At 62.3% G+C, this 25,962-nt stretch carries 26 protein-coding genes and 1 tRNA gene; 5 read left to right on the forward strand and 22 right to left on the reverse strand.

Translation table 11 applies throughout. The annotated features are described in order from the left end of the window. Positions 1-53: 53 nt before the first annotated feature. From BS626_RS05305 to prmB, 6 genes are all read right to left on the reverse strand, one after another. The gene (locus tag BS626_RS05305) at positions 54-335 is read right to left on the reverse strand and encodes a YfcL family protein (RefSeq protein WP_075181355.1); all 282 of its coding nucleotides are present in this window, start codon (positions 333-335) and stop codon (positions 54-56) included. A 35-nt stretch (positions 336-370) separates the two neighbouring features. After that, the gene (locus BS626_RS05310; protein WP_075181356.1) at positions 371-919 is read right to left on the reverse strand and encodes an elongation factor P hydroxylase; all 549 of its coding nucleotides are present in this window, start codon (positions 917-919) and stop codon (positions 371-373) included. A 78-nt stretch (positions 920-997) separates the two neighbouring features. After that, positions 998-1,801, reverse strand: coding sequence for a sulfite exporter TauE/SafE family protein (locus tag BS626_RS05315; protein WP_075181357.1), 804 nt, complete (start codon positions 1,799-1,801; stop codon positions 998-1,000). Between the two features lie 84 nt (positions 1,802-1,885). Next, entirely contained in the window at positions 1,886-2,713 is an 828-nt protein-coding gene (gene mepA / locus BS626_RS05320; RefSeq protein ID WP_075181358.1) for a penicillin-insensitive murein endopeptidase, read from the reverse strand. 4 nt (positions 2,714-2,717) lie between these two features. Beyond that, positions 2,718-3,803 (reverse strand): chorismate synthase, encoded by a 1,086-nt coding sequence (gene aroC / locus BS626_RS05325; RefSeq protein WP_075181359.1) that lies wholly within the window; start codon positions 3,801-3,803, stop codon positions 2,718-2,720. Positions 3,804-3,834: 31 nt separating this feature from the next. Then, a complete protein-coding gene (gene prmB, locus BS626_RS05330; RefSeq protein WP_075181360.1) occupies positions 3,835-4,767 on the reverse strand; it encodes a 50S ribosomal protein L3 N(5)-glutamine methyltransferase in 933 nt (310 codons plus the stop codon). Between the two features lie 163 nt (positions 4,768-4,930). On the opposite strand from prmB, the gene smrB reads away from it, so the two are divergent. After that, positions 4,931-5,479 (forward strand): endonuclease SmrB, encoded by a 549-nt coding sequence (gene smrB / locus BS626_RS05335; RefSeq protein WP_075181361.1) that lies wholly within the window; start codon positions 4,931-4,933, stop codon positions 5,477-5,479. 54 nt (positions 5,480-5,533) lie between these two features. Here the strand turns inward: smrB and sixA are convergent, their stop codons facing one another. The 4 genes from sixA to BS626_RS05355 form a co-directional block, all read right to left on the reverse strand. Continuing rightward, positions 5,534-6,016 carry a phosphohistidine phosphatase SixA gene (sixA, locus tag BS626_RS05340; RefSeq protein ID WP_075181362.1) on the reverse strand — a complete coding sequence of 161 codons (483 nt, stop codon included), beginning with the start codon at positions 6,014-6,016 and terminating at the stop codon, positions 5,534-5,536. 197 nt (positions 6,017-6,213) lie between these two features. Continuing rightward, the gene (gene fadJ / locus BS626_RS05345; RefSeq protein ID WP_075181363.1) at positions 6,214-8,346 is read right to left on the reverse strand and encodes a fatty acid oxidation complex subunit alpha FadJ; all 2,133 of its coding nucleotides are present in this window, start codon (positions 8,344-8,346) and stop codon (positions 6,214-6,216) included. Continuing rightward, positions 8,346-9,656, reverse strand: a complete 1,311-nt coding sequence (gene fadI, locus BS626_RS05350) for an acetyl-CoA C-acyltransferase FadI (protein ID WP_075181364.1) — start codon at positions 9,654-9,656, stop codon at positions 8,346-8,348. Before fadI ends, fadJ begins: the two co-directional genes overlap by 1 nt. A gap of 155 nt (positions 9,657-9,811) precedes the next feature. Next, on the reverse strand, positions 9,812-10,108 hold the full coding sequence (locus BS626_RS05355; RefSeq protein WP_075181365.1) for a DUF406 family protein: 297 nt from the start codon (positions 10,106-10,108) through the stop codon (positions 9,812-9,814). 359 nt (positions 10,109-10,467) lie between these two features. On the opposite strand from BS626_RS05355, the gene fadL reads away from it, so the two are divergent. Next, positions 10,468-11,787 carry a long-chain fatty acid transporter FadL gene (gene fadL / locus BS626_RS05360; protein ID WP_075181366.1) on the forward strand — a complete coding sequence of 440 codons (1,320 nt, stop codon included), beginning with the start codon at positions 10,468-10,470 and terminating at the stop codon, positions 11,785-11,787. Between the two features lie 51 nt (positions 11,788-11,838). On the opposite strand, the gene mlaA is transcribed toward fadL, so the two are convergent. From mlaA to ccmA, 10 genes are read right to left on the reverse strand one after another with little or no spacing between them, the layout of a single operon-like run. After that, positions 11,839-12,600 (reverse strand): phospholipid-binding lipoprotein MlaA, encoded by a 762-nt coding sequence (mlaA, locus tag BS626_RS05365; RefSeq protein ID WP_075181367.1) that lies wholly within the window; start codon positions 12,598-12,600, stop codon positions 11,839-11,841. A gap of 36 nt (positions 12,601-12,636) precedes the next feature. After that, positions 12,637-13,848 carry a c-type cytochrome biogenesis protein CcmI gene (ccmI, locus tag BS626_RS05370; RefSeq protein WP_075181368.1) on the reverse strand — a complete coding sequence of 404 codons (1,212 nt, stop codon included), beginning with the start codon at positions 13,846-13,848 and terminating at the stop codon, positions 12,637-12,639. Continuing rightward, complete coding sequence (locus tag BS626_RS05375) at positions 13,845-14,306, reverse strand: cytochrome c-type biogenesis protein CcmH (protein WP_075181606.1); 462 nt, start codon at positions 14,304-14,306, stop codon at positions 13,845-13,847. Before BS626_RS05375 ends, ccmI begins: the two co-directional genes overlap by 4 nt. Beyond that, positions 14,300-14,857, reverse strand: coding sequence for a DsbE family thiol:disulfide interchange protein (locus BS626_RS05380; protein ID WP_075181369.1), 558 nt, complete (start codon positions 14,855-14,857; stop codon positions 14,300-14,302). The genes BS626_RS05375 and BS626_RS05380 overlap by 7 nt, the downstream gene beginning before the upstream one ends. Further along, a complete protein-coding gene (locus tag BS626_RS05385) occupies positions 14,854-16,809 on the reverse strand; it encodes a heme lyase CcmF/NrfE family subunit (RefSeq protein ID WP_075181370.1) in 1,956 nt (651 codons plus the stop codon). The genes BS626_RS05380 and BS626_RS05385 overlap by 4 nt, the downstream gene beginning before the upstream one ends. Then, the gene (ccmE, locus tag BS626_RS05390; RefSeq protein WP_075181371.1) at positions 16,806-17,270 is read right to left on the reverse strand and encodes a cytochrome c maturation protein CcmE; all 465 of its coding nucleotides are present in this window, start codon (positions 17,268-17,270) and stop codon (positions 16,806-16,808) included. Before ccmE ends, BS626_RS05385 begins: the two co-directional genes overlap by 4 nt. Next, positions 17,267-17,479, reverse strand: a complete 213-nt coding sequence (gene ccmD, locus BS626_RS05395) for a heme exporter protein CcmD (RefSeq protein ID WP_075181372.1) — start codon at positions 17,477-17,479, stop codon at positions 17,267-17,269. The genes ccmE and ccmD overlap by 4 nt, the downstream gene beginning before the upstream one ends. Continuing rightward, a complete protein-coding gene (locus BS626_RS05400) occupies positions 17,476-18,219 on the reverse strand; it encodes a heme ABC transporter permease (RefSeq protein ID WP_075181373.1) in 744 nt (247 codons plus the stop codon). Before BS626_RS05400 ends, ccmD begins: the two co-directional genes overlap by 4 nt. A gap of 40 nt (positions 18,220-18,259) precedes the next feature. Further along, positions 18,260-18,919 (reverse strand): heme exporter protein CcmB, encoded by a 660-nt coding sequence (ccmB, locus tag BS626_RS05405; RefSeq protein ID WP_075181374.1) that lies wholly within the window; start codon positions 18,917-18,919, stop codon positions 18,260-18,262. Next, positions 18,916-19,536 (reverse strand): cytochrome c biogenesis heme-transporting ATPase CcmA, encoded by a 621-nt coding sequence (ccmA, locus tag BS626_RS05410; protein ID WP_075181375.1) that lies wholly within the window; start codon positions 19,534-19,536, stop codon positions 18,916-18,918. Before ccmA ends, ccmB begins: the two co-directional genes overlap by 4 nt. Before the next feature lie 241 nt (positions 19,537-19,777). On the opposite strand from ccmA, the gene BS626_RS05415 reads away from it, so the two are divergent. The 3 genes from BS626_RS05415 to BS626_RS05425 all read left to right on the forward strand — a co-directional run bounded on the left by BS626_RS05415 (position 19,778) and on the right by BS626_RS05425 (position 22,373). Beyond that, positions 19,778-20,686 (forward strand): formate/nitrite transporter family protein, encoded by a 909-nt coding sequence (locus BS626_RS05415; protein WP_075181376.1) that lies wholly within the window; start codon positions 19,778-19,780, stop codon positions 20,684-20,686. A gap of 88 nt (positions 20,687-20,774) precedes the next feature. Beyond that, positions 20,775-20,849: transfer RNA gene (locus BS626_RS05420), tRNA-Arg, on the forward strand. Positions 20,850-21,800: 951 nt separating this feature from the next. Further along, positions 21,801-22,373, forward strand: a complete 573-nt coding sequence (locus BS626_RS05425) for an HdeD family acid-resistance protein (protein ID WP_075181377.1) — start codon at positions 21,801-21,803, stop codon at positions 22,371-22,373. A 300-nt stretch (positions 22,374-22,673) separates the two neighbouring features. Here BS626_RS05425 and BS626_RS05430 read toward each other — a convergent pair whose 3' ends face one another. Then, the gene (locus BS626_RS05430) at positions 22,674-23,990 is read right to left on the reverse strand and encodes an MFS transporter (RefSeq protein WP_075181378.1); all 1,317 of its coding nucleotides are present in this window, start codon (positions 23,988-23,990) and stop codon (positions 22,674-22,676) included. A 151-nt stretch (positions 23,991-24,141) separates the two neighbouring features. Then, positions 24,142-25,695 (reverse strand): peptide MFS transporter, encoded by a 1,554-nt coding sequence (locus BS626_RS05435; RefSeq protein ID WP_075181379.1) that lies wholly within the window; start codon positions 25,693-25,695, stop codon positions 24,142-24,144. Positions 25,696-25,962 lie beyond the last annotated feature (267 nt).

The following is a 25,962-nucleotide window of genomic DNA, read 5'->3' on the forward strand; positions in this document are numbered from 1 at the left end:
GGGCGATCGGCGCGCCGGAGCCGCGGCGCGGAACGCGCCGCCGACGTCCTCCGTCAGCCTGGCTGACGCGCCTGCTGCCAGAGATTATCCCACATGCCAATCACCAGAGCCTGATCGCGGGGCGACAGTTCGCCGCCGCGAATGGCCTCTTCAAGGCTGCTGAGCACCTTGGCCTGCAGCGCCGCCGGGGCGTGCTGGTCGGTCTGCTCCAGTTCCGCCACCGCCAGCGTCAGGTGGCCGCGCAGATAGCCGCTGGCGAACAGCTCGTCATCGCTGGCGTGCTCCACCATGTCATCGATCAGTGCCAGGATTCGCGCTTCAAACTCAGCAATCATCAACCTTTCCTCATAATATGTCGGCCCCACGTCGCTCAGCACAGCGCTTCCGGCCACGGAAACTGTGCCGCGGTCAGCGGCGGCGTGTGATAATAGTCGCGCAGCGCGGCTATAAACCGCGCCGGCCGCGCCGGTATTCCGTCTTCAAGCCAGCGCATCACCTGGGCGTGCACCTTACGCTGAAACGCCACGCGATCGGGTTCACAGTCGCCGTCGAGATTGTCACAGCTGACGTTAAACGGGAAGCCCGCGGCAGCGCAGAACAGCCACTCCAGCGCCTGCGGTTTGATCTCGACGTGCTCAAACCGGCCCTGAGTTTCGGCATCGCGGCCGTCCGGGCAGTACCAGTAGCCAAAATCGACCTGCTGACGACGCGCTTCCCCGGCGATACACCAGTGGGCTATCTCATGCAGCGCGCTGGCGTAAAAACCGTGGGCAAATACGATGCGGTGCCACGGCGAAGATGCGTCAGCGGGAAGATAGATGGGTTCATCATCGCCCTTGATCAGGCGGGTCTGATAATCAGTAAGAAAGCAGCGGTCAAACAGATCAATCAGCTGCTGGTAGTGGTGGCTGGCGGTCATGGCTACTCATCTGTCAACAAAAACGCGCCATTGTGACATTTCGCGCCCGCCGTGACGAGCGCAATCTGCCGCTGGCGCTCAGGCCAGCAGGCCGCTGAGCCAGCTGATGACGTCGCGGCCGTGGCTATCCCACAGCAGTTTGGCACTCATCACCGCCGAGACGATAACGATCATCGGTCGGATCAGCGTCTGTCCTTTACTCAGCACCATGCGCGCCCCGAGGCGCGCACCGAGGATCTGCCCGGCCAGCATCACCAGCCCGGTCCCCCATACCACCTTGCCGCCGAGCATGAATAACAGCAGCCCGCCGACGTTGGAGGTAAAGTTCAGCACCTTGGCGTGGGCGGTGGACTTCGCCAGGTTGTAGCCCGCCAGGGTCACAAACGCCAGGGCGTAAAACGATCCGGCACCCGGGCCAAAAAAACCGTCGTAAAAACCGACGCAGCCGCCGGCCACCAGCGCAAACGGCAGGCCGTGCAGCCGGCGCTGGCGATCGTCTTCGCCAATGCGCGGCATCAGCAGAAAGTAGAGGCCAATAGCGATAACCAGTAGCGGCAGCAGCTGACGCAGCAGCTCTGCCTGCACATACTGCACCAGCAGCGCACCGGTCACCGCGCCGATAAAGGTCATCGCAATGTTGCCCTTTTGCTCGCGCAGATCCACCGCCTTACGCCGAATAAAATAGAGGCTCGCCGAGAACGATCCGCCCACTGCCTGCAGCTTATTGGTGGCCAGCGCCTGCGCGGGCGACATGCCGACGGCCAGCAGCGCCGGCACGGTCAGCAGGCCGCCGCCGCCGGCAATCGAATCAATAAACCCCGCCAGCATGGCCACCAGAAACAATCCCCCCAACAGCGCCGGGGCTACCACAAACCACTCCATCGTTATCCTTATCGCCCACTCAGGCAGGCGTGTTCGAACGGATCAGCAGCGACCCCCAACTCACCGCCGCGCGGCGGCTATGCGTTATGGCAGGCGGTGCGTATCCAGCAGCGCCTGGCAGCCTGCCGGCAGCGGCGGAGGCTCGCGCCTGACCGGCGGCTGACTGCCGGGCGGGGGCGGCTGGAACCAGCTTTGCAGTTCCGTACCGCAGCCATCACCGGCCGGCGGCGGCGCCTGTTCAATGCACTGCGGGCTGTCCGCTGGACAGCGCAGGCGCACGTGCATGTGCGCGCGATGCTGGAACCACGGCCGCACTTTGCGCAACCAGTCGCGATCGCGGCCCGCCTCCAGGCAGAGCTGCTGCTTGATTGCCGGATTGACGAAAATACGCGTGACGTCGCGATCCTGCGCCGCCAGTTTAATCAGACTGGCTACCTCCGGCTGCCAGTGCTGGCGGCGAATACCTTTTCCGTCGGCGCTGACCAGATCCAGCGGCTGCGGCTTCAGCAGCTGCCGGGCGCTCCAGCGGGTTTTAGGCAGCTGCAGCCAGATATCCACGTCCAGTCCGCTCTGGTGGCTGGCGTGACCGCCGTTAAAGCGCCCGCCGGCCGGCATGCCCATATCGCCGATCAGCACTTGTCCCAGCTGCCGCTGGTGCGCCTCCCCGGCCAGCCGCTGGATAAAACGTACCAGATCCGGATGGCCGAAGTAGCGGCGCTGATCCTGGCGCATCACCTGATAATTTGCGGCGTTCAGCGGCAGCGCTTCGGCACCGACGATACAGCCATTGGAGAAGCCTCCGATGCTATCCGGCGCGCCGGGTACGGGATGGGTAATGCGCTGCCACGGCGTCGCGGCGCTGGCCGCGGAGCTGAACAGCAGTGCGCACAGCGCAAGGCGGAGGACGCTCATGGCCTTACCACCGCGGTGCGTTGCTGCGGACGTCGCCGCACTGACCGCGATGGCGCAGCAGGTGGTCCATCAGCACAATCGCCACCATCGCCTCGGCGATGGGCACCGCGCGGATGCCAACGCAGGGATCGTGACGGCCTTTGGTGATCATCTCCACCTCCTCCCCGTCGCGGGTAACGGTTTTGCCCGGAACGGTAATGCTGGAAGTAGGCTTCAGGGCAATGCTGGCAAGAATCGGCTGGCCGCTACTGATGCCGCCCAGAATGCCGCCGGCATGGTTGCTTTGAAAGCCGTCGGCGCGAATCTCATCACGGTTTTCACTGCCGCGCTTGTTGACAACCGCAAACCCGTCGCCGATCTCTACCCCCTTCACCGCGTTGATGCTCATCAGCGCGTGCGCCAGATCGGCATCCAACCGATCAAATACCGGCTCACCCAGTCCGGCGGGCACGTTGTCCGCCACCACACACACTTTGGCACCAATGGAGTCGCCCGCCTTTTTCAGATCGCGCAGCAGCGTATCGAGCGCCTCCAGCTGGTCAGCATCCGGGGAGAAGAACGGATTCTGCTCCACCTGCGCCCAGTCCTTCAGCTCGCAGGTTACGTCGCCCATCTGTGCCAGATAGCCACGTACCTGTACGCCAAAGGTCATGTGCAGGTATTTTTTGGCTATCGCGCCCGCCGCCACGCGCATCGCCGTCTCGCGCGCCGACGAACGGCCGCCGCCGCGGTAGTCACGTACGCCATATTTTTGCTCATAGGTGTAATCAGCGTGACCCGGACGAAACAGATCCTTGATCGCGCCATAATCCTGCGAGCGCTGATCGGTGTTTTCGATCAGCAGGCCGATGCTGGTGCCGGTGGTCACGCCCTCGAAAACGCCAGAGAGGATCTTCACCTGGTCTGGCTCGCGGCGCTGGGTGGTATAGCGGGAGGTGCCTGGACGACGGCGATCCAAATCCTGCTGCAGATCGGCTTCGCTCAGAGGGATCCCCGGCGGTACGCCGTCCACGATGCAGCCCAGCGCCACGCCGTGCGACTCGCCAAAAGTGGTGACGCGGAACAGTTGTCCAAGGGTGTTTGCGGCCATCACGGCTCCTTATTCTGTTTGTCTGGCGGACTCAGTCCCGGTAGATCTTAAAGTGATGCTGTGCATCGACGATTTGCTGGCGAGTCAGCATAAAAACGCCGTCGCCGCCGTTGGAGAATTCCAGCCAGGTGAACGGTACGTCAGGATACTGATCGATCATATGCACCATGCTGTTGCCCACTTCGCACACCAGCACGCCGTCCTCGCTGAGGTAGTCCGGCGCGCAGGCCAGAATGCGGCGAACCAGCTTCAGTCCGTCGCTGCCTGCGGCGAGGCCCAGCTCCGGCTCATGGCGGTACTCGCCAGGCAGGTCGCTCATGTCTTCAGCATCGACGTACGGAGGGTTGGTGACAATCAGATCATACGGCAGCTTGCTCAGGCCACGGAAAAGATCGGCACGCATTGGCGTGACCTGATGACTGAGGCCGTGCGCCTCAATATTTTGCTCGGCAACCGCCAGCGCGGCTTCAGAAATATCCACCGCATCGACTTCTGCTTCCGGGAAGGCGTGGGCGCAGGCGATGGCAATACAGCCGCTGCCGGTGCACATATCCAGAATACGCTGCGGCGCGTGCGGCACCAGGCCGACAAAACGATCGTTAATCAGCTCGGCCACCGGCGAACGGGGCACCAGCACGCGCTCATCGACGAAAAACTCGTGACCGCAGAACCAGGCTTTGTTGGTGATGTAGGCAACGGGAAGGCGTTCGTTAACCCGGCGGATCACCCGCTCCACGATGCGATGACGCTCGCTGGAGGTCAGCCGCGCATTGTACATCTGCTCTGGAATATCCAGCGGCAGCCACAGGCTGGGCAGAACCAGCTGCAGGGCTTCATCCCACGGATTATCCGTGCCGTGACCGTACCAGAGCTGCGCCGCGCTGAAGCGGCTGACCGTCCAGCGCAGCATATCCTGAATGGTATGCAGCTCATTGACTGCTTCGTCGACAAAAATCTTGTCCAAGTGGCCCTCCACAGGCGCTATTCGCGTTTGGCGGTTAATATGCCACGAAGTCAGGCAGAATTCAGCAGCCAGGCCGCGCTGACGACAGGAAAATGCCCCGCTGACTGGAGTCAGTCGCGTAAGCAGGGGTAGAATGGCCGTCCACCGGCTGAGGAAACCCACGATGAAGAAGAAGACGCCCCTGAGCGCCGAAGACCAGGCGCTGTTTCGCCAACTGATGACCGGCACCCGGCCGCTGGCGCAGGACACCATCGTTCACGCCCCGGTGCGTAAGCCGCTGCGTACGATGCCACAAAAGCGCCTGCTGGCTGAACAGGTCGATAACAGCCACTACTTTTCCGATGAGTTTCAGCCGCTGCTGGCCAGCGAGGGCGCGGTACGCTACGTGCGCGAAAACGTCAGTCACTATGAATTAAAAAAGCTGCGCCGCGGCGATTATACTCCGGAAATTTTTCTCGATCTGCACGGGCTGACGCAGCAGCAGGCGAAGCAGGAGCTGGGGGCGCTGATCGCCGCCTGTCGACGCGAGCACATTTTCTGCGCCAGCGTGATGCACGGGCACGGCAAGCACGTTCTGAAGCAGCAAACGCCGCTGTGGCTGGCGCAGCATCCCCACGTGATGGCGTTCCATCAGGCGCCAAAGCTGTTCGGCGGCGATGCCGCGCTGCTGGTGCTGGTAGAAGTGGAAGAGTGGCAGCCGCCGGTGCTGTGATCCCCCGCTCATCACTGAGCGGCGGAGGGCACCGGCGGTAAACGTCGTGGAAGATCAGATGGCTTTGGCTAATTTGGCCGGACTGACCTGCCAGAGCAGCGTGCCGAGGCCAGTGTCCAGATTAACATCGACGCAAGCGATGGCCGAAGTTGCGAACATCGGCGGATTCTCCTGTGGGCAAAGCTCTGACACCAGATAGCCGACCAGCGGCAAGTGCGAGATAACCAGCGCAGATTGCACGCCCTCTGCCGCCAGCGCCAGCAGATAATCCGCCACCCGTTCAGGATTACCGCCCGGCGTCAGTTCCGGCAGTACCTCTTCGCCATCGGGCAGCGTCAGCTGGTCACGCATGCTGGCCAGCGTTTGCTGCGCGCGCAGGTAGGGGCTGACCAGCACGCGATCGATTGACACCGACTGTGAGGCCAGCCAGCGCGCCATCTGGCAGGATTCGTCGCCGCCGCAGTGGGTGAGAGGCCGGACCGAATCACTGGCGGCGTCCAGAGCCGCATCGCCGTGACGCATAATAAAAACTTGCATAGTGCACCACTATAGTTGAGTCACACGACCAGAAAACGGAGTTAACTGGCCTTTCATTCCGGGAATGAAACGACGTGTTTTACCCCAATGCCCTGAGTATAGTCAACCGATTGCGCATTAAATAACCATCAATGCAGAACTGTGCCAGCCGTCCCCTTTTGTCTGACGCCTTCGGACAGCCGGTGCTATCTGCCGGGTCAAGCGCCGTCGGGCGGATAAAAGGTTTCGCCGCTGTTTGCCATCTGCGCCAGCCGCGCGCAGGGGTGAAAGCGATCGCCGTAGCGCGAGGCCAGCGCCGTCATCCGCGCCACTACCTGCGCGGCACCGCGCCGATCGATATCGCGGAATGGCCCCCCCAGGAACGGCGGATAACCGATGCCGAACACCGCGCCAACGTCGCCATCGCGCGCGCTGGCCACCACCCCTTCATCCAGGCAGCGCACCGCTTCGTTCAGCATCAGCAGCATGCAGCGCTCGGCGATCTCCGGCCCGCCCTGCTGGCTGTGCGGGGTGACCCGCAGCACCCGATACAGGCTGTCATCCACTTTGCGCCTCCCCCGGGTAGCGGGGCGGTCGTAACGATAGAAACCGCGGCCGTTTTTGCGCCCTTTACGTCCCTCTGCCAGCACCGCAGCAAACGCCTCCGGCATGGCAAAGCGCGCCCCCCAGGCGTCGGTGAGGATCGGCAGAATCCTGGTGCCAACGTCAATCCCCACCTCATCCAGCAGCTGCGCCGGCCCGACCGGAAAACCGGCCTGCACCAGTGCGCGGTCGACATGGTCGATAGGCTCCCCCTCCAGGATGCAGCGCATCGCTTCATTAATGTAGGGGGCAAGAATACGGTTAACGTAAAAACCGGCGCGGTCGGCGACCACAATGGGCGTTTTGCCCTGCTGTTTCGCCAGCGCAACGGCGGTGGCCAGCGTTTCCGCCGAGGTGCCGGCGTGCGGAATCACCTCTACCAGCGGCATTTTGTCTACCGGGCTGAAGTAGTGCAGGCCGATCACCTGCTGCGGACGCGCGGCCCCGGCAGCGATGTCGCCGATCGGTAGCGAAGAGGTATTCGAGGCAAAAATGGTGTGCGGCGCGCAGTGCGCTTCGACCTCGGCCACCATCTGCTGCTTCAGCGCCAGATCTTCAAAAACCGCCTCAATCACGATGTCACGCCGGGCAAAGCCTTGCCAGTCAGTGCCGCCGGTGATGCGCGCCATCTGCTGCTGACGCTGCGCCGGGGTCAGCCGGCGCTTTTTCAGCTGCGCGGTCAGCCGCGCCCAGCTGGCCTGCAGAGCGTGGTTAATCCCCTCACTGCGGATGTCTTTTAGCCGCACCGGCAGGCCAGCATTGATGGCGGTCACGGAGGCGATACCGCCGCCCATCAGACCGCCCCCCAGCACCCCCACCTGGTGAATCGCGCGCGGGGCCGCCGGCGCACCGGGATCTTTTTTCAGCGCGGTGGTGGCAAAGAACAGTCCACGCAGCGCGGCGGACTGCGGAGTCATCGCCAGCTCGCCGAACGCCTGAGCCTCCGCCTCATATCCGCTGCGGGCTCCCTGCTCGAGTCCGGTACGCACCGCCGCGATGATGTTGCGCGTCGCCGGGTAATTTCCGTGCGTTTTCGCCTCGCTCTGGCGGCTGGCCAGCCGGAACAGCAGCGCGCGCCCAAGCGGACCGCTCAGCAGCCGCTCGCGCAGCGGCAGGCGCCGGCGCGCCGGTGCGCCGGCCAGCACGCGCGCCACTGCCGTTTCCAGTAAAATCTCCCGCGCGACCACCTCATCCACCAGCCCGATCTTTTTAGCCTGGCGCGGCCGCAGCGAGCGCCCGGTCAGCATTAAATCCAGCGCGGTGGAGGCGCCAATTAGCCGCGGCAGGCGCTGGGTACCGCCCGAGCCGGGCAGCAGGCCCAGCTGTACTTCCGGTAGCCCCAGTCGGGTGCGATCGTCATCGCTGCAGACGCGCTGATGGCAGGCCAGCGCCAACTCAAGCCCGCCGCCCAGGCAGGCGCCGTGGATCGCCGCCACTACCGGTACCGGCAGCGCGGCGATCTCCGCCATCACCTTCTGCCCCTGCTGCGCCAGCTGCGTGGCCTCCGCCGCGCTGCGGCAGCCGGCGATCATCGTAATGTCGGCGCCGGCAATAAATGAATCCGGTTTGCCTGATATCAGGACGATGCCCGCCAGTCTCGGATTTTGCCGCGCCTGCTGCAGCACCTCACGGATTTGCGGCACAAACTCGGCCTTCAGGGTATTCATTTTTTCGTCCGGCACGTCCAGGGTAATGACCGCGACCTGATCGTTGCGCTGCGTCAGACGGAATGCGCTTTGCTGTCTCATTATTCGACCTCCACTACCATTGCCGCCCCGAGTCCACCCGCCGCGCAGGCGGTGACCAGCCCCAGTCCACCGCCGCGCCGGCGCAGTTCGTTCAGCGTCTGCGTCACCATGCGCGCGCCGGTGGCGGCAAAGGGATGACCGTAGGCGATCGATCCGCCCAGCACGTTAAATTTTTCTTCATTGACTTCACCCAGCGCGTGCGGCCGCTTCATCACCTCGCGGGCGTAGCGTTCATCGGCAAACAGCTTCAGATTAGCCAGAGTCTGCGCGGCAAAGGCTTCATGCATATCAATCAGGGTAAGATCGTCCAGGGTCACTCCGGCGCGCGCCAGCGCAATCGGTGAGGCCCATGTGGGCCCCAGCAGCATATCGTGCCAGACATCGATAGCCGTGAAGGCGTAGCTGCGCAGATAGCCCAGCGGGGTAATACCCAGCTCGCGGGCGCGCGTTTCGGTCATCATCACCACCGCCGCCGCGCCGTCGGTCAGCGGCGTGCTGTTGGCCGCGGTGACGCTGCCGTGCTGGCGATCAAACGCCGGGCGCAGGCGGGCATAATCCTCTGGCTTGCTGTTCTCGCGCACGTTATTGTCGCGCTCAAACGGGATTTTCCACGGCGGTACGCAGGCGGTCATCACCTCATCGCGCAGCTTGCCCTGCGCCCAGGCCTGCGCGGCCCGCTGGTGCGATCGGTGCGCCAGCGCATCCTGCTGCTCGCGGGTCACGCCGTGCGTTTTTGCCATCTGTTCGGCGGTGTCGCCCATGCGCAGGCCGGTGGAGTACTCGGCCACCGCCGGCGGCACCGGCAGCAGATCGCGGGGACGCAACCGGCTGAGCAACCGGACCTTTTGCCCAAAGCTGCGCGCCTTGCTGAGATCCAACAGCGTGCGGGCCAGCGTTTTACTGACGCCAATGGGCAACACCGAGGAGGAGTCGGCGCCGCCGGCGATCCCGGCCTGCACCGTGCCGGCCATCAGTGCGTCGGCCACGTTGGCCATCGCCTGAAAACTGGTGGCGCAGGCGCGGCTAACGCTGTAGGCGTCAATGTGCACCCCCAACCCGCTGGCCAGCACGATCTCCCGGGCAATGTTCGGCGCGGCGGGCATCTGCACCACCTGACCGAACACCAGCTGTTCAATCACGTCGGCGGGCAGTTCGCTGCGCGCCATCAGCTCGCTGATCAGCAGGGTACCCAGCTCGACGGCGGCGAGGCCCTGAAAGGCGGTCGCCTGACGGGCAAAGGGAGTGCGAAGTCCGTGCGTGATCGCGATGCGATCGCCCTGACGCGTACGCAAAGGGGAGGCCTGGTTCATCGTAGGATCCTGTTAACAGTCTGAAGTCGCTGGCATCACTGCCTGAAAAGTAAGAGGTCTGACCTGATCAGTGTTAAACAGAACGCCGCATTTCGCCAAGCCCGGAGGGGAAAAAATGCGAGTGGCAGCACGCTTTGTCGGGCGCTGCCGGCGTGTCAGCGCAGGGCCAGTTGAAAAATCATCGCCTCAGCCTGACAGCAGAAATCGACGCTGGCCCGCAGGGCGTAGCCATCGGACTCTGCCAGGATCGTCGCGTCAATCTCACAGGGTTCGGAGGCAACCGCCTGCGCTTTGCAGCGCAGCGCGTCGAGCATCGCCTGCGCCGCGGCTTCGCTGGCAAAGTGCCCCTGCCACTCTGCGCGACAGTCGCGGTTATCGATAATCGTGCCAACATCAACGCAGCAGCAGGCGGCCGTTTCCACAGCCCGCTGACCGGAAGTGATCTTATCCATTTCGCTTCTCCTCGCGGCCCACGACCGCTCCGTACAGACAGGGCTTCAGTCTATCCCGCCGCCCTTTGCGTCCTCCACGCCAACGCATGCCTGCGCAGGTGATAAGCGCCGTTTCCATGATCCACAACAATCTCCCGGCAGACGCGCCTGGTCCCTCCCGGTTTATTTGTTACAGAGATCGCTTTTCTGCTATCAAAGTAGCAATATTTATAAAACATCGTTGCAACATGTGTAGAGGTCAGACCTATACTGAGCGCACTGGTCTGATTTGTCAGTGGTACTTCAGTCCCTAGAATCCGCCGTCCATGTTACTCAATGTAACAATGTTAATAAAAAATCAGATAAATGAGGTTGTGGTTATGAACCATAAAAACCTGTTTGCAAAGTCGGCGCTCGCCGTCGCAGTGGCCATCGCTTCAACACACGTTTTCGCCGCAGGCTTCCAGCTCAACGAGTTTTCCTCGATTGGCCTGGGCCGCGCCTACTCCGGTGAAGGCGCTATGGCGGATACCGCCGCCTCCGCCAGCCGCAACCCGGCCACCATGGCGCTGATGGATCGCCCCATGTTTTCCATCGGCGGGGTGTTTATCGATCCCGACGTAAACCTGGATGGCACTACCGGCTCAGGAAACAGCCTGAAGGCCGATAATATTGCCCCCACCGCGTGGGTACCGAACATTCACTATGTCCAGCCGATTAACGATCAGTGGTGGGTCGGCGCCTCGGTGACCAGCAACTACGGCCTGGCTACCGAATTTAATGATGGCTACGCGGGCGGCCCCTTTGCCGGCAAAACCGATCTCACCACCGCCAACCTGAATCTTTCCACCGCCTGGCGCATGAACGAGCACCTGAGTTTTGGCGTCGGCTTTGATGCGGTATATGCCAAAGCGAAAATTGAACGCTATGCCGGTGAACTGTCGCGGCTGGTGCCCGGTGCTCGCCCGGATACGCAGATTGCCCACCTGAAGGGCGATGAGTGGGGCTACGGCTGGAATGCCGGCATCCTGTATGAGGTGGATAAAGATAACCGCTTCGGTTTCACCTACCGTTCCGAAGTGAAGGTCGACTTTGATGGCGACTACCGCAGTGATATACCGCCGGCGCTGAATCCGGCCGGTCAGCGCCTCGGCCTGCCGTTCGGCACCGGTGGCCAGACGATCCCGGGGTCACTGTCGCTGCACCTGCCTGAAATGTGGGAAGTATCCGGCTTTCACAAAGTGGCACCGCAGTGGGCCGTGCACTACAGCCTGGCCTACACCAGCTGGAGCCAGTTCCAGGAGCTGAAAGCCACCGGCAACAACGGCCAGCAGCTGTTCTTTAAAGATGAAAGCTATCGTGACGCTTACCGCATCGCGCTGGGTACCACTTACTACTATGACCAGAACTGGACCTTCCGCACCGGTATTGCCTTTGATGACAGCCCGGTTCCCGCCGACAAGCGCTCCATCTCTATCCCGGACCAGGACCGCCTGTGGCTGAGCGCCGGCGCGTCTTACGCCTTTAACGACAATGCGTCGGTAGACGTCGGCGTCTCTTATATGCACGGGCAGAAGGTCACCATTAAAGAGGGCACCGACCCGGTCGCTACCGCGCGTAACGGCTCACCGACCCCTTACACCTTCGATTCTGAAGGCAAGGCCTGGCTGTACGGCGCCAGCTTCAACTATAAATTCTGATCCGCCGCGGCGGTCAGAAATAACAAGGGCGCCTTCCGGCGCCCTGTTCTTTTACGGTGAATCAATGTCCTTCAAATCATCCTGAATCGCCGAAGCATTGGGATTTTCCATCGGTTTCAGCCGCCCGCCGCTGGCGAGGAAATCATGCCGCTGGAAGTACGCATTGCGCACAAACGCATAGGGGTCGGTGCTGTTTTTCAGCATCGCATCGGAGTCCAGCAGCTGCGCGCGGGTTTCCACCCCTTCCAGCGCCCACTTAACCGGCGCCATCCACCAGTTTAACCAGCTCAGCGCCGGGTAGAGGTCGTCCGCCAGGTCACCGATATCCTCACGCGGCGTCGCACTGCCGTACGCCGGCACGACGACGTACGGACCATAGCCTACACCCCAGGTGCCCAGCGTGCCGCCAAAACGCGGTGCTTCTTCGCGCGCCAGTTTTTCGTTCGCCATGCCCGCGACGTCGATAAAGCCACCGAGGCCGAGCACGGTGTTAAGAAAGAAGCGGTTGAAGTGCTTCATCCCGCGGTAGGGATCGCCACGCAGGAAGGAGTTAACCATTGCTGCCGGCTCTTCCAGGTTACCGAGGAAATTGCTGACGCCGGTGCGCGCCGGCATCGGCACGTAATTGCGCCAGGCGACGGCCACCGGCCGCACCACCCAGGGATCCAGCACGTTGTAGTTAAAGTCAAACATCGTGCGGTTGAAGCCCTCCAGCGGATCGCTGCGTCCCTGAGTGTCGCTGGCGTCTTTCGAGCTGGCACAGCCGACAAGCATCAGACTTGCCAGTACCAACCCGGGCAGGCGGTATTTCATAAGGTTCTCCCTGTACTGTTTTTTTGGGCTATCACTTCAGGGCTGGCGCTGATTCACGTTAACCTGCAGCGCCTGCGCCGGGATGAACGGCATGACGGGCGTTTCACCGTACCAGTCTCCCGGCTGCGGCGCAGCGCGGCCATCACGCGCAATGCGCGCACGCACCTGAACCCGCGTCTGCGCCGAGAGCAGGCGTTCCGGCGTCATGGCATCGCTGTCATCCAGCGTAAGCGATAATGGAAAGTGGCTCAGCGGCAGGCGCTTAACGGCAACCGGCACGGCAGATTCACCGTCTGTCACAGAAATATACAACACTCCGCCCGCCGGTAACATGTTTTGTGCGGCGGTCGACAGCGTCACCGTCAACGGTAAGCGGCCATCGCTTTGTCCGGCCGTCGATTGGGCCGCATGCAGTGCACGCGCTACCGCCTCTCGCCGGGTGTCTCCCGCCGGCAGACGGGCCAGCATCGCCTGCCAGAGGGCGATCGCCTGCCCGGTATGCTGCAGCGCTTCGGCATTTAGCGCCGCCAGCGCCAACAGCCGCACATCGTCCGGATGCGCGTTGAGCATGTCCCGCAGCAGCAGCCCGGCCTCACGCTGGTCGCGCTCATCGCCGGCACGCGTCATTATGTCAGCATAGTCCAGCCTGACGCTTTCATTATCCGGCGCCAGCGCCATCGCGCGGCGAAAGGCCGCTTTCGCCTGCGGCCCGTCGTTCAGTACCACGGCGATGCGCCCCAAAAGTCGCCAGTCTTCAAGGCGCTCAGGATGCTGCTGCAGCGCGCTGCGCAGGCCCAGAGAAAAGCGCCTGAGCATCGCCGCATCGGGCACAACGTCGCTCCCCTGCAGCAGCTGCCGGCGCAGCGCCGGATAGTCGGCCTGCGCCTGCTGCCAGGCGCGCACCTGCGCGTAGCCGCCGGTCAGGGCGTACAGCCCGAGGCTGCCCGCCACCAGCAGCAGCATACCGGGTAGCAGCACCGCCCGGTGAACGCACCGTTCTGCCGCCGGGGGGCGCACCGGTACATCCTGCAGCAGAGCCAGCTGCAGCTCCTGCTCCATCTGCTGACGCTGCGCAACCACGCCCTGCGCCTCCTCTTCATCCAGCTCGCGCAGGCGCTGCTGATAAAAGCGGGCATTCAGCGTCGCGCGCTGCGGGCCGATCGCCCGCGCCTGCGGGCGGCATACCCGGATCATCCCGACGCACAGCAGCGTCAGTATCGTGATGATAACCAGCCAGAACAGCATCATTGCGGTGTCCTTTTTTCCTCATCCAGTAGCTGGCGTAGCCGCTGCGCTGCCGCGGCATCCAGCACGACCGTGTCCGCCCGCCGCCGGCCGCGGCGGACAATCACTGCGCCACCCAGCACCACGCACAGCAGCGGCCCCAGCCAGAGCAACAGGGTTCCCGCGGTGAGCGGCGGATCGTAGGTCACAAAGTGGCCATACCGCGCCACCATGTAGTCCGTGATCTGCGCCGGCGTTTGCCCCTGCTGCAGCAGTTGCCAGACCTTGTGCCGCATATCGGCAGCAATCATCGCGTTAGAGTCCGCGATGCTGTTGTTCTGGCACTTCGGACAGCGCAAGGCAGCGGTCAGGATGCGGTACTGCTGCTCTTGCGCCGCCGACTGGAAGCGGAGCGTTTCAATTTCCGCGTGGGCCAGCGGCGTCAGTAGCAGCAGCAGAGTGAGCCAGATCCCCTTCACGATCCGCTCTCCCGCTGATATTGCTGCCACAGCGGGCGCAGCTCCTGTTGCCAGACCCGCGCGTCTATCTCACCGGCGTGGCGATAGCGAATGATGCCGTGACCGTCGATCAGAAATGTCTCCGGCGCGCCATACACGCCGAGATCCAGCCCCAGCATCCCGTCGCCATCGTACAGGCTGAGCGCATAGGGATTGCCCAGCGTGTTGAGCCAGCGTACGGCCTTCTCGCGGTCATCTTTATAATTCAGCCCAACCACTCTGACGCCCTGCTCTGCCAGACCATTCAGGTACTGATGCTCTGCCCGACAGGTGGGGCACCAGGTGGCCCAAACGTTGAGCAGAAACGGCTGACCGTTAAGCAGCATCGCCCGATCGACCGGTCTGGAAGGCGACGACAGCCCGGTCAGCGTAAAGTTTGGCAAGGGATGCCCGATCAGCGCCGACTCCAGCCGGGTAGGATCGTCCCCTCCAGCGTTGCGCAACAGCTGCCAGATCAGCGCCGCCGCCAGCAGCAGGAACAGCCCCAGCGGAATAAACAGGATCTTTTTCTTCATACTGTTCTCTTTTTGGCCGCTTTGCGGGCGCGATAGCGCGGGTCGAGAAGGCAGCACACGCCGCCCAGCGCCATCAGCAGCCCTCCGCCCCATATCCAGCGCACAAAGGGTTTATAGTAGAGGCGCACCGCCCAGCTGCCATCGTCCAGCTGCTCACCCAGCGCCGCATAAAGATCGCGGGTCAGGCCGCCGTCGATCGCCGCTTCGGTCATCATGGTGCGCGTGACGCTGTAAAAACGCTTTTCCGCACGCAGGGTGGCGATCGGTTGCCCGTCACGCGTGACCGTAAACACCCCGGCGCCGCCGACGTAATTGGGGCCGGTCAGCTCGGTGACGCCGCGAAACGTCACGCGGTAGCCCTGTAGATCAAGGTGGTCGCCGCGGGCCATGCGCACGTCGCGCTCCACGCTATACTGACTGCTGAAGACAATTCCCACCACGGTCACCGCCACACCCACATGCCCGAGCACCATGCCCCAGTGGCTGCGCGACAAATGACGCAGCCCGCTCCAGAACCTGTGGCGATGGGTCGCGCGCTCGTGCACCTCCAACAGCGTCAGCAGCCCCACCCACAGCGCCATGCACAGCCCCACCACGCTCATCGCGGTGATCCGATCGCCGATCAGCCACGGCAGCCATATCGCCAGCGCCAGGGTTAACAGCGCCGCCAGCAGCAACCGCTTGCGCAGTTTCTGCGGCTCATCACGCCGCCAGCGCACCAGAGGAGCAATCCCGAGCAGCAGTGCAAAGGGCGCCATCAGCCAGCTAAACAGCTGATTAAAGAAGGGCTCACCGACGGAAATCGTCCCCAGCCCCAGCTCTTTGTGCACCAGCGGCAGCAGCGTACCGAGCAGCACCACCAGCACCGCCGCCATCAGCAGCACGTTGTTACCCAGCAGAAAAGACTCGCGCGACCAGAGCGCATTTTGTATCCGACTGCGTACCTGTCCCCCGCGCAGCGCATACAGCAGCAGCGAGCCGCCGACCACCAGCACCATAAAAGCCAGAATAAACAGGCCACGCGACGGATCGGCGGCGAAGGCGTGTACGGACACCAGCACGCCGGAACGCACCAGGAAGGTGCCGAGCAGACAGAGTGAGAAGGCGGCAATCGCCAGCAGCACCGTCCAGGCTTTAAAGCTGCCGCGCTTCTCGGTCACCGCCAGCGAATGCATCAGCGCGGTTCCGGCCAGCCACGGCATGAGCGAGGCATTCTCAACCGGATCCCAGAACCACCACCCTCCCCAACCGAGCTCGTAATAGGCCCAGCCGGAACCCAACACGATCCCCACGGTGAGAAACACCCACGCCGCCTGCGTCCACGGTCGCGACCAGCGTGCCCAGGCGGTATCCAGCTGCCCGGCAATCAGCGAGGCGATGGCAAAGGCAAACGCCACCGAAAAGCCGACGTACCCCATATACAGCAGCGGCGGATGGACGATCAGGCCCGGATCCTGCAGCAGCGGATTAAGATCGCTCCCGTCTACCGGAAAGTCCGGCAGCGTTCGGGTAAAAGGGTTGGAGGTGACAATAATAAACAGCAGGAAACCGCTGCTGATCATCCCCATGACCGCCAGTACGCGGGCCACCGCATCCAGCGGCATCGCGCGGCTGAATATTGCCACCGCCAGCGTCCACCCGCTCAGCATCAGCAGCCACAGCAGCAGCGATCCCTCATGCGCCCCCCAGGTGGCGGCGGCGCGATAGATCAGCGGCAGCTGACTGTTGGCATTCGCGGCCACGTAGGCCACGGTGACATCGTTAACCACCAGCGCATGCATCAATATCAAAAACGCGGCGGCCACGGCGAGAAACAGCGCGCCGCTCAGCGGCCGCGCCAGTGCCATCAGCGCCGGCAAACCGCGCTGCGCGCCCCACAGCGGATAAATGGCCAGCAGCAGTGCCAGCGCCAGCGCCAGGCAGAGCAGCCAGCTGCCCAGTTCCGGCATCATGTGCCACCGCCCGCGCGCGCCGGGGCCGGCTTCAGCGCTTCGCTTATCTCCGGCGGCGTGTATTTTTCATCGTGTTTCGCCAGCACCTCCTGCGCGGCTATCACGTTCCCCGGCTGCAGCACGCCCTGGGCCACCACGCCCTGCCCTTCGCGGAACAGATCCGGCAGAATTCCGGTGTAGCTGACGGCCACGGTACCGCGGCCATCGTAGAGTTGAAAGTGCACTGCCAGGGTTGTGCTGTCGCGCCTGACGCTGCCGGGCAGCACCACGCCGCCCACCCGCAGGCGCTGACCGGGATGCGGTACCTGCTGCTCCACTCCCTTGCCATACACAATCTCACCCGGGGTGTAGAACAGATCAATATTGGCGCGCAGCGCGTACATCATTAGCCCGGTGGCCAGCCCCAGGCCGGCCAGCAGCCCCAGCCCGACCAGCAGACGAGTTTGTCGCCGCCGGTTCATCGCGGCCCCACGGCATCAGCCCGACGCTGGCGGTACTGCGCGCGCCGCTGCTGCTGACGCACGTCACGCAGTATCCGACGGCGCTGCCAAATACCGTGACCCAGCAGCGCCGCCAGCGACAGCAGCGTCACCGCAACCGCCAGCCACACATAGCGGGCGTAGCCGCCCATCAGCCAGAAATCGTGTAGAGAGGAAAAGGCAGGGGTCATGATTGAGGATCTCCTTTCGCCGCGATAGCGGCGACCCAGGGACGGTGACGTTCGCTGTACAGCAGCAGATTGCGCAGGCGCTGCAGGGTCAGGGTGATCAGCAGACAGAGAAAGCCCACTATCGCCCAACGCAGCGGCACGCGCATCGCTGGCGCAATCGCCTGCTGCAGCACGCCGGATGAACCCTGATGCAGGGTATTCCACCACGCCACCGAATAGTGAATGATCGGTAAATTGACGACGCCCACCAGAATCAGAATGCCGGCCGCGCGCCCGGCCATGCGGCGATCGTCAACGGCGTGCCACAGCGCGATCGCTCCGCCGTACAGGAACAGTAAGATCAGCTCAGAGGTGAGACGGGCATCCCAGATCCACCAGGTCCCCCACATCGGTTTCCCCCACGCCGATCCGCTTACCAGCGCGATAACCGTGAATACCGCGCCCACTGGTGCCATCGCCGCGGCGGTCAGGTCAGCCGTTTTCCACTGCCACACCAGCCCGACAAAGGCCGCCACCGCCATTGCCGCATAGATGCCCATCGACCACATCGCCGCCGGCACGTGCACATAAATAATGCGGTAGCTCTCTCCCTGCTGATAATCGGCGGGGGCAAACGCCAGTCCCCAGACCAGACCGATCGTCAGCGTTACCGCGCTCAGCACGGCGCACCACGGCAGCAGCCTGCCGCACAGTTGGTAAAGTCGCTCTGGCTGCGCCAGACGCTGCAGTTTTTTCCACATCTCTCTTTTGCTCACAGTCAACATCGCGATCCACGCTGCGCTAATGCAGCGTCATCCGCAGCGCCGCCGCCGTGGCAAACGGGGCCAGCATTGCGCTAATCAATAACAGGGCGCCCAGCATCGCCAGATGGCCGCCGATGGGCAGCCCAAGGGCCGCCGCCTCCATCGCCGCGGTGGCAAAAATCAGCACCGGGATCGCCAGCGGCAGCATCAGCAGGCTTTGCAGTACGCCGCCGCGGCGCAGTCCCACCGTCAGGCCGCAGCCGATTGCCCCCAGCAGGCTGAGCGTTGGCGTGCCCAGCAGCAGGGTCAGCGCCATGGCCCGCCAGCCGGCGGCGTCGAGCGACAGCAGCAGCGCCACCAGCGGCGACAGCAGCAGCAGTGGCAGGCCGCTAACCAGCCAGTGGGCCAGTACTTTGATCATCACCACCAGCGGCAGCGGCGTGGGCAGCAGCAGCAGCTGTTCCAGACTGCCGTCGGCCAGGTCGTCGCGAAACAGCCGCTCCAGCGCCAGCAGCGAAGCCAGCAGCGCCGCCACCCACACCACGCCGGGCGCGACCCTGGCCAGCAGCGGCGGCGCCGGGCCGATGCCCAGGGCGAACAGGGTGATGACGATCAGGAAAAACCACAGCGGGTTAATCAATTCTCCGGCGTGGCGAGAGGCCAGGCACAGTTCGCGGCGCAGCAGCTCGCGCATCATATTGTTGTCCCCTGCACCGCGAGCGTCAGCCGGCGAACCGGTTCCATCAGCGGCGGCAAAGGCTGGTGTGAAGTGATGACCACTGCCCCTCCCTGCCGCCGGTGCGAGTTCAGCCGGGCCAGCAACCGATCGATCCCATACCGGTCCAGCGCGGTCAGCGGCTCATCCAGGATCCACACCGTCGCCCGGGTCAGCCACAGCCGCGCCAGCGCCACCCGCCGCTGCTGACCGGCGGACAAGCGCCCCGTCGGCAGCGTTTCGTAGCCGGTTAAATCCACCGCATCCAACGCCTGCAAACGCGCGGCAGCGCTGGCCTGAGGAAACCAGAAACGCAGATTCTCCAGCGGAGTCAGGCTGCACTTGACGCCGGGCTGATGCCCCAGCCACAGCAGCGCGCGATGCCAGTCCGCGCGGCAGCGGGCCAGCGGCTGCCGCTGCCAGCGCACGTCGCCGGCGTCGGGCTGACTGAGGCCCGTTAAAATACGCAGTAAAGAGGTTTTCCCGGCGCCGTTTTCCCCCTCAACCTGCATCACATCCCCGGCGCAAAGGGTAAAACTGAGTTGGGCAAACAGCACGCGTTCATCCCGCACGCAGGTGAGATTATGGGCTTCCAGCATCAGACTCTTCAGAATGGCAAGATTGGAACCCGAGTCTACCACAGCCCCTTATGCCCTGCCGAAAGTCACCGCACGTTATCACCCTGATAAATTGCGTACTATCGCAGCAGCGCCGCCGCATTTTGCCGATGAAATGACCAAGTTTTAACTTTTGTTACATTTAGTCGATCCCGGCGACACATTCCCCATCCGCCGATCGCCGTCTATGCTTAAACAGCAACCGTGATCACTGGGGAACCCTATGAACCAACATAATAAAAACGAGCGCGAAGTCGAAGATGACACCAGCACGCAGGAAGATGAAATTGAAGTCGACGAGGAGCAACTGCCCTCCGCCGCCGCGGCGGTGCATGAGCAGATTCGTCAGGATGGGCAGAAGGAGTTAGAGCGTGACGGGATGGCGCTGCTGTGGTCAGCCATAGCCGCCGGTCTGTCAATGGGCGCGTCGCTGATGGCGAAAGGCATTTTTTTAGCCAACCTTGAGGGGGTACCCGGCGCCTTCCTGCTGGAAAACCTTGGTTACACCTTTGGATTTATTATCGTGATTATGGCGCGCCAGCAGCTGTTTACGGAGAATACCGTCACGGCGGTGCTGCCGATTATGCACACGCCGAGCGCCGGAAATTTTCTGCTGCTAATGCGCCTGTGGGGGCTGGTGCTGCTCGGTAACCTGGTCGGCACCGCGCTGGCCGCGCTGGCCTTCACCTGGATGCCGATTTTTGATGAGGCGACGCGGGCGGCGTTTCATGACATCAGTATGAAGGTCATGGAAAATACCCCCGGCGAGATGTTCGCTAACGCCGTGGTCTCCGGCTGGATCATTGCCACGATGGTGTGGATGTTTCCTTCAGCCGGATCCGCCAAGCTGGTGGTGATCATACTGATGACCTGGCTGGTCGCACTGGGCGATCTGGCGCATATCGTGGTGGGATCGGTGGAAGTGCTGTACCTGGTCTTTACCGGTGCTATCTCCTGGCAGGGGTTTCTCTGGCCGTTTGCGCTGCCGACTCTCGCAGGCAACATCGTTGGCGGTACCTTTATTTTTGCGCTGATAAGCCACGCGCAGATCCGCAGCGACCTGGGCGAAAAGGCGCGCGCCGAAGCGCAGGCCAAGGCGCGTCGCCGGGCAAAAAAAGAGCAGGCTGACTGACGCACAGCGCCGCACTTGCTGGCGGATTGCGCAGTCAGTCTGCTAAGCGCTTAATTTTAATCCCGGCGGCTGCTATACTGCCGCCGCTGTCTCCTTAGTTAAATGGATATAACGAGCCCCTCCTAAGGGCTAGTTGCAGGTTCGATTCCTGCAGGGGACACCATATACACGTCCTGACGTGCAGGCAGCAGAGTGCACCGACAGACGGGCCTGGCAGGCACACCCGTTATGCCATCCGCTTTAGTACGTGGCCTGTCGTCATCCTCCCCCCATCGATACCTTATCTCCCAGCCCGCCGCTGGTTCAGCGGGATCGTCACTCCGATACATCACGGTTTTTTCTGGCGGCTGCCGATGGACAGCCCGCGTTTCCGAAGGTCATCACTGCCGCTTACCGGCTGATTCGCGACCGCAGGGTGGTGCTCAGGGTACATGTCTGGTGAAGAGTGAGACCGCTTCGTGGCCGGAGAAATAAGCAGCTGCGCACGTTGGCTGACCGGACCGTCGGCGGCAGGGCCGCACATGATGAGGCCCCGCTCCCCCGCGCATGACCAGTTGGCCGCATCAGGGTAAATCGCACTTTATCATCTCAGCGGTAGCCTGCGCCCCAGGGGGCGCCGCGCGGCGGTGCCACCGCACGGTGGCGAGCGCCAGTTCATCCCGCTTCGGCCGCGTCCTCCAGCCCGGCGATCAACGATTGGCGTTACCTGCCCGATACCCGCTCAGCGCATACTCTGCCTCTACCGTGCGGATACCGCGGTGTAACATGGCGCAAGCGCGCGTTGAGTATTTTCCGCTTGTGAGGGCTTTCTCTGCGCCGGCAGCGATGGCTATCGTGCTGTGGCAATAGCGCCGCTGGCCGCATCACTATCATTCGATTTGCGCTGCGCTATGTCCGTGTCGGGAGTGGCAGAACAGGATGAAAGTGGATATCGAACTGCGTACTGGCTTCGGCAGGCTTTCTATGTCGCGTTCATTTAACTTGCAGCGATGCTCTCCCTGCTACACTTGCGACATCACAGGTGCCAGGGTAAGGCGAATACCTCACGAAGAATGCTATCCGTTGGTTGTTTTCTTTCACTGTCATTGACACACAATAAAGAAGGCCTCTTATTATGCTCAATTTAGATCGTAACAGCTTGCCAGAACTGGACAGCATGCTGCTAAAAAAACAGCGTGTCCCGCTAAAGATTATCGCTTTTATTCTGTTGATTGGCGGCATTTTTTGCCTGATGAACCCTTTCGTTTCAGGGATTGTACTGAGCAGCCTGGTGGGTGTGATATTTATTCTCAGTGGGATAAGCCTGGCGTTCGTGATGTTCAATAATCGTAACGGTAATTTCTGGCCGGTGTTAGCCGCGATCGTTATGGCGGCGGCTTACGTCATCATAGGTTATGTATTTATGACTAATCCGGCGGTGGGTATTTTCACCCTGTCGGTCATTCTGGCCGCGCTGTTTGCCGTCGCCGGGGTCATTCGCCTGAGCGCCGGATTGAAGATGCGCGGTATCCATAACGGCTGGCTACAGAGTGTTATTGGTGTGCTTGATTTGATTATCGCGGTGATGTTTATTACTGCCGGGCCGGTAGCGTCTGTCACCCTGGTGACCACCATTGTCGGCATCGAAATGCTGTTTAGCGCGTTCGCCTGTTTCCAGCTGGCGCAGTTTCTGAAAAGTCAGGTTTAACCGATCGCGTCTCTGCGCAGAGGGCGATTCGTTTTGACAGGATGACGGGGCGTGAACTGGACTCCGTCGTCGATGGCTTCCATCATCCGATTGGCTGCGCCGTGGATACCGGCTGACTGCAGCGGCCGTTCATCGTTATTATCCCCCTCCCGGCGGTGGAGAGTAAGAGCATGGGTAACCGCGTCGTGTGACATGCGGCTGTCAGAATACCGGGGTGTCCTGCAGCCGGTAAGATCGCGAGCGCGGTTTCGTTCCGTCAGCCGGGCTCTGCGCCCGGCTGATTATCCCGCCCCGCAATGATTACCACAACGCCGCCATCGCCGCGCGCGGAGGGTGCTGCACGCGCCTCTCTGGCTGCAGCAGCAGCATCGCCAGCATGCTGACAAGCGCCACACCGCCGGTGACGGTAAACATCGCGCCATAGCCATAATACTGCGCCAGCCAGCCGCACAGCATCGGTGCTATCACCGCCGACAGATTCGCCACCGCCAGCGTCATGCCACTGTAGGCCCCGACGGAGGACTTCGGCGTGACGTCAATCACCACCGACCAGTAAACGTTATTCACCAGCGCATTCAGCGCATTTCCCAGCGTCATCAGGGCGATAATGCCGGCCGCCGAGTGTACCCACGGGATCGCCATAAAACAGCAGGCGGTGGCCAGCAGCGCGGAGGCGGCAAAGCAGTTGCGGGCCAGCCGCAGGTTGTTAAACCGCGAGAGCAGAAAATCCGCAATGCGCCCGCCCAGCAGCACGGTGACGCAGGCGCCGCTCCAGGGGATCATCGCTACGTACCACAGCGAATGCAGATCGTAATGAAAGCTGTCCTGTAAATACTTCGGCAGCCAGGTGACCAGCGTAAAGGTGATATAGAGGAAGCTAAAGTAGCCCAGCGCGTTACACACCAGCGTGCGGCTGGTGAAAAAGCGCCACCACGGCAGGGGCTCGCCGCCCTCTTCGCGCTGCTGCTGCCCCCGAAGGATCAGCTGGCGCTCCGCGGCGTTCACGCGCGGATGCTGATGCGGCGTATCGGTAAAATAGCGCGCGAACAGCAGCATCGCCAGCAGCGACAGCGCCCCCAGCAGCATAAACATCATCCGCCAGTCGTTGGTCAGCAGCAGCAGGCCTACCGCAATCGGCGCGGTCAGCAGCGAGCCAATCTGCGTACTGAGCAAGCCGATGCCCAGCGCCGTGCCGCGTTCGTTATCGGGCGCCCAGTGGGCGATACTTTTGTTCATTAGCGCATAAGCCGGCCCTTCGCTAAAACCGAACAGGATCCGCAGCGCGGCGAAGCCCATAATCGCCGAGCCACCAAACAGGGCCGCACCCAGCTCACCGGCCCAGGCAGTGGCGATCTCCAGCAGTGACCAGAGGATCCCCGCGGCCAGCCACACCTTTTTGGTCCCCAGACGATCGGCAAGGAAGCCGCCGCACAGCGAGCCAAACAGATAGCCGAAACCGAAATAGCCGAGCACCGCACCGAGCTGAACCTTATTGAAGTGAAATTCGTTGCTGATGGCGGTCGCGGCAAAAGAGAGCGCGCCGCGATCGATATAGTTGATGAGTGCAATCAGAAACAGCAGCGAGAAGATGCTGTAGCGGGTGGAAGAGGCTTTCATGGCACAGCTCCTGAAAAAACAACGTGCAGGTTGTTAAGCAAGAGCGGTGCCAGAACGTAAAGCGGTGGGCTGCGCGCCTCTGCGCTCCCCGGCCGCGCCGCGCTGCACCAGCACGGCGCGCCAGTGACCGGTTAGCGTGCAGCGGCGCGACTCAGGCGGCTGCCTGAGACCCCGGGGCTTCACCGCTTTTGGCATTGGCCAACATTCGCCGCACCGGGACAATCAGGACGGTCAGCACCGCCGCGCAAATCAGCAGGGCGATGGCGCAGCGGGCAAACAGATCGGGCAGCAGTTCAAGCTGATCTGCCTTAACGTGGCCGCCAATCAGGCCCGCCGCGAGATTCCCCAGCGCGCTGGCGCAAAACCACAGTCCCATCATCTGACCGCGCATTTTTTCCGGCGCCAGCAGGGTCATGGTCGCAAGACCAATCGGGCTGAGGCACAGTTCACCCAGCGTCAGCATCAGGATGCTGCCTATCAGCCACAGCGGTGATACCGCGGCTCCCCCCCCGGCCAGTACGCCCTGCGCGGCCAGCATCATCAGACCAAAGCCCGCCGCGGCAAACAGCACGCCGATGGTGAACTTGGCGATACTGCCCGGACGAATGTGATGGCGGGCAAGCCACGGCCACGCCCAGCTAAACAGCGGCGCCAGCAGGATGATAAACAGCGCGTTGACCGACTGAAACCACACGGCCGGGATCTCAAAGCCGCCCAGCATTCGGTTGGTATAATCGTTCGCAAACAAGTTAAAAGAGGTCGGCTTCTGCTCAAAGGCCGACCAGAAGAAGGCAGCAGCGATCAGCAGGATAAAACAGACCAGCAGCCGGGCGCGCTCGCGGCGCGTCAGTCCGGCAAAGACAAACAGCCAGATAAAATAGATAGCCACCGCGGCAGCAATGACGTACACCAGTGCGCCAGCCACCACTACGGGATTGAAAACGACCATGCCACGGGCAATCAGTACCACCAGCGCCGCCAGGCCCAGCGCCAGCGCCAGCAGCCAGCCGGCGACGCCGCGGCGCTTCACCACCGGGCTGTTCCAGGTGGAATCGAGCCCCACTTCCGCGTCATAGCGCCGCATCGAGGGCACGGCCACCAGGCGGAAGATGATCAGCGCAATTAACATGCCGATCCCGCCAATCCCAAAGCCCCAGTGCCAGCCGTGCGTTTTCACCAGCCAGCCGGAGAGCAGCGGCGCAATGAACGACCCCAGGTTAATCCCCATATAAAACAGGGAAAAGCCTCCGTCTCGGCGGGAATCCCCCTGTTTGTACAGGGTGCCTACCATCACCGAAATGCAGGTTTTAAACAGCCCGGAGCCGAGGACGATAAACATCAACCCGATAAAGAACAGCGTATTGCCCAGCAGTGCAGACAGTGCAATTGAGAGGTGGCCGAGGGCAATCAACAGTGAACCGTACCAGACGGCGCGCTGCTGCCCGAGCCAGTTATCAGCCAGCCAGCCGCCCGGCAGGGCCGCAAGGTACATGGAGCCGGCAAAGATTCCGACGATAGCTGAGGCGTTTTCACGGGCCAATCCCATACCGCCATCGTAAACAGTGGCGGCCATAAACAAAATCAGCAGCGGACGGATGCCGTAAAAGGAGAAGCGCTCCCACATTTCGGTAAAAAACAGTGCCCCAAGAGGATAGGGGTGCCCGAGGAAGGTTCGGCTCTCGCGGTGTTTGGCAGAGGACTGCATAGATTCTCCTGAAAAAGGGGATTGTCTGTATTCGGGATATGTCACCGTCCTGCGCAGGATGGCGAATTTTTACGTATTTTCTTAACCACTCGGGAATAGATGCATGCTTTTAAACTGTAAAAACATAAAACTCAAGATGAAAAAGACACATATGAGGGATTAGTTAGATTTTTTACCCAAGAAAAATGAAAATAGCGCGCGGATAGTGTAAGAGTGATGTCACGGCGGATCCCCTGCCCTGTCGGCCTCTCCTGCCCGAAGCGTTGG

It is taken from the genome of Pantoea sp. 1.19, from assembly GCF_001922585.1.
Lineage (GTDB): Bacteria > Pseudomonadota > Gammaproteobacteria > Enterobacterales > Enterobacteriaceae > 1-19.

Excerpts from the sequence above, each read along its gene's own strand:
- fadL (WP_075181366.1), top strand. The coding sequence starts at position 10,468 with ATGAACCATAAAAACCTGTTTGCAAAGTCGGCGCTCGCCGTCGCAGTG.
- ccmE (WP_075181371.1), bottom strand. The coding sequence starts at position 17,270 with ATGAACCGGCGGCGACAAACTCGTCTGCTGGTCGGGCTGGGGCTGCTG.
- smrB (WP_075181361.1), top strand. The coding sequence starts at position 4,931 with ATGAAGAAGAAGACGCCCCTGAGCGCCGAAGACCAGGCGCTGTTTCGC.
- BS626_RS05425 (WP_075181377.1), top strand. The coding sequence starts at position 21,801 with ATGCTCAATTTAGATCGTAACAGCTTGCCAGAACTGGACAGCATGCTG.
- fadJ (WP_075181363.1), bottom strand. The coding sequence starts at position 8,346 with ATGAGACAGCAAAGCGCATTCCGTCTGACGCAGCGCAACGATCAGGTC.
- BS626_RS05385 (WP_075181370.1), bottom strand. The coding sequence starts at position 16,809 with ATGATGCCGGAACTGGGCAGCTGGCTGCTCTGCCTGGCGCTGGCGCTG.
- ccmA (WP_075181375.1), bottom strand. The coding sequence starts at position 19,536 with ATGCTGGAAGCCCATAATCTCACCTGCGTGCGGGATGAACGCGTGCTG.
- mlaA (WP_075181367.1), bottom strand. The coding sequence starts at position 12,600 with ATGAAATACCGCCTGCCCGGGTTGGTACTGGCAAGTCTGATGCTTGTC.
- ccmI (WP_075181368.1), bottom strand. The coding sequence starts at position 13,848 with ATGATGCTGTTCTGGCTGGTTATCATCACGATACTGACGCTGCTGTGC.
- BS626_RS05430 (WP_075181378.1), bottom strand. The coding sequence starts at position 23,990 with ATGAAAGCCTCTTCCACCCGCTACAGCATCTTCTCGCTGCTGTTTCTG.
- BS626_RS05310 (WP_075181356.1), bottom strand. The coding sequence starts at position 919 with ATGACCGCCAGCCACCACTACCAGCAGCTGATTGATCTGTTTGACCGC.
- BS626_RS05435 (WP_075181379.1), bottom strand. The coding sequence starts at position 25,695 with ATGCAGTCCTCTGCCAAACACCGCGAGAGCCGAACCTTCCTCGGGCAC.
- sixA (WP_075181362.1), bottom strand. The coding sequence starts at position 6,016 with ATGCAAGTTTTTATTATGCGTCACGGCGATGCGGCTCTGGACGCCGCC.
- mepA (WP_075181358.1), bottom strand. The coding sequence starts at position 2,713 with ATGAGCGTCCTCCGCCTTGCGCTGTGCGCACTGCTGTTCAGCTCCGCG.
- aroC (WP_075181359.1), bottom strand. The coding sequence starts at position 3,803 with ATGGCCGCAAACACCCTTGGACAACTGTTCCGCGTCACCACTTTTGGC.
- BS626_RS05415 (WP_075181376.1), top strand. The coding sequence starts at position 19,778 with ATGAACCAACATAATAAAAACGAGCGCGAAGTCGAAGATGACACCAGC.
- BS626_RS05400 (WP_075181373.1), bottom strand. The coding sequence starts at position 18,219 with ATGTGGAAAAAACTGCAGCGTCTGGCGCAGCCAGAGCGACTTTACCAA.
- ccmB (WP_075181374.1), bottom strand. The coding sequence starts at position 18,919 with ATGATGCGCGAGCTGCTGCGCCGCGAACTGTGCCTGGCCTCTCGCCAC.
- fadI (WP_075181364.1), bottom strand. The coding sequence starts at position 9,656 with ATGAACCAGGCCTCCCCTTTGCGTACGCGTCAGGGCGATCGCATCGCG.
- BS626_RS05380 (WP_075181369.1), bottom strand. The coding sequence starts at position 14,857 with ATGAAGAAAAAGATCCTGTTTATTCCGCTGGGGCTGTTCCTGCTGCTG.
- BS626_RS05305 (WP_075181355.1), bottom strand. The coding sequence starts at position 335 with ATGATTGCTGAGTTTGAAGCGCGAATCCTGGCACTGATCGATGACATG.
- ccmD (WP_075181372.1), bottom strand. The coding sequence starts at position 17,479 with ATGACCCCTGCCTTTTCCTCTCTACACGATTTCTGGCTGATGGGCGGC.
- BS626_RS05355 (WP_075181365.1), bottom strand. The coding sequence starts at position 10,108 with ATGGATAAGATCACTTCCGGTCAGCGGGCTGTGGAAACGGCCGCCTGC.
- BS626_RS05315 (WP_075181357.1), bottom strand. The coding sequence starts at position 1,801 with ATGGAGTGGTTTGTGGTAGCCCCGGCGCTGTTGGGGGGATTGTTTCTG.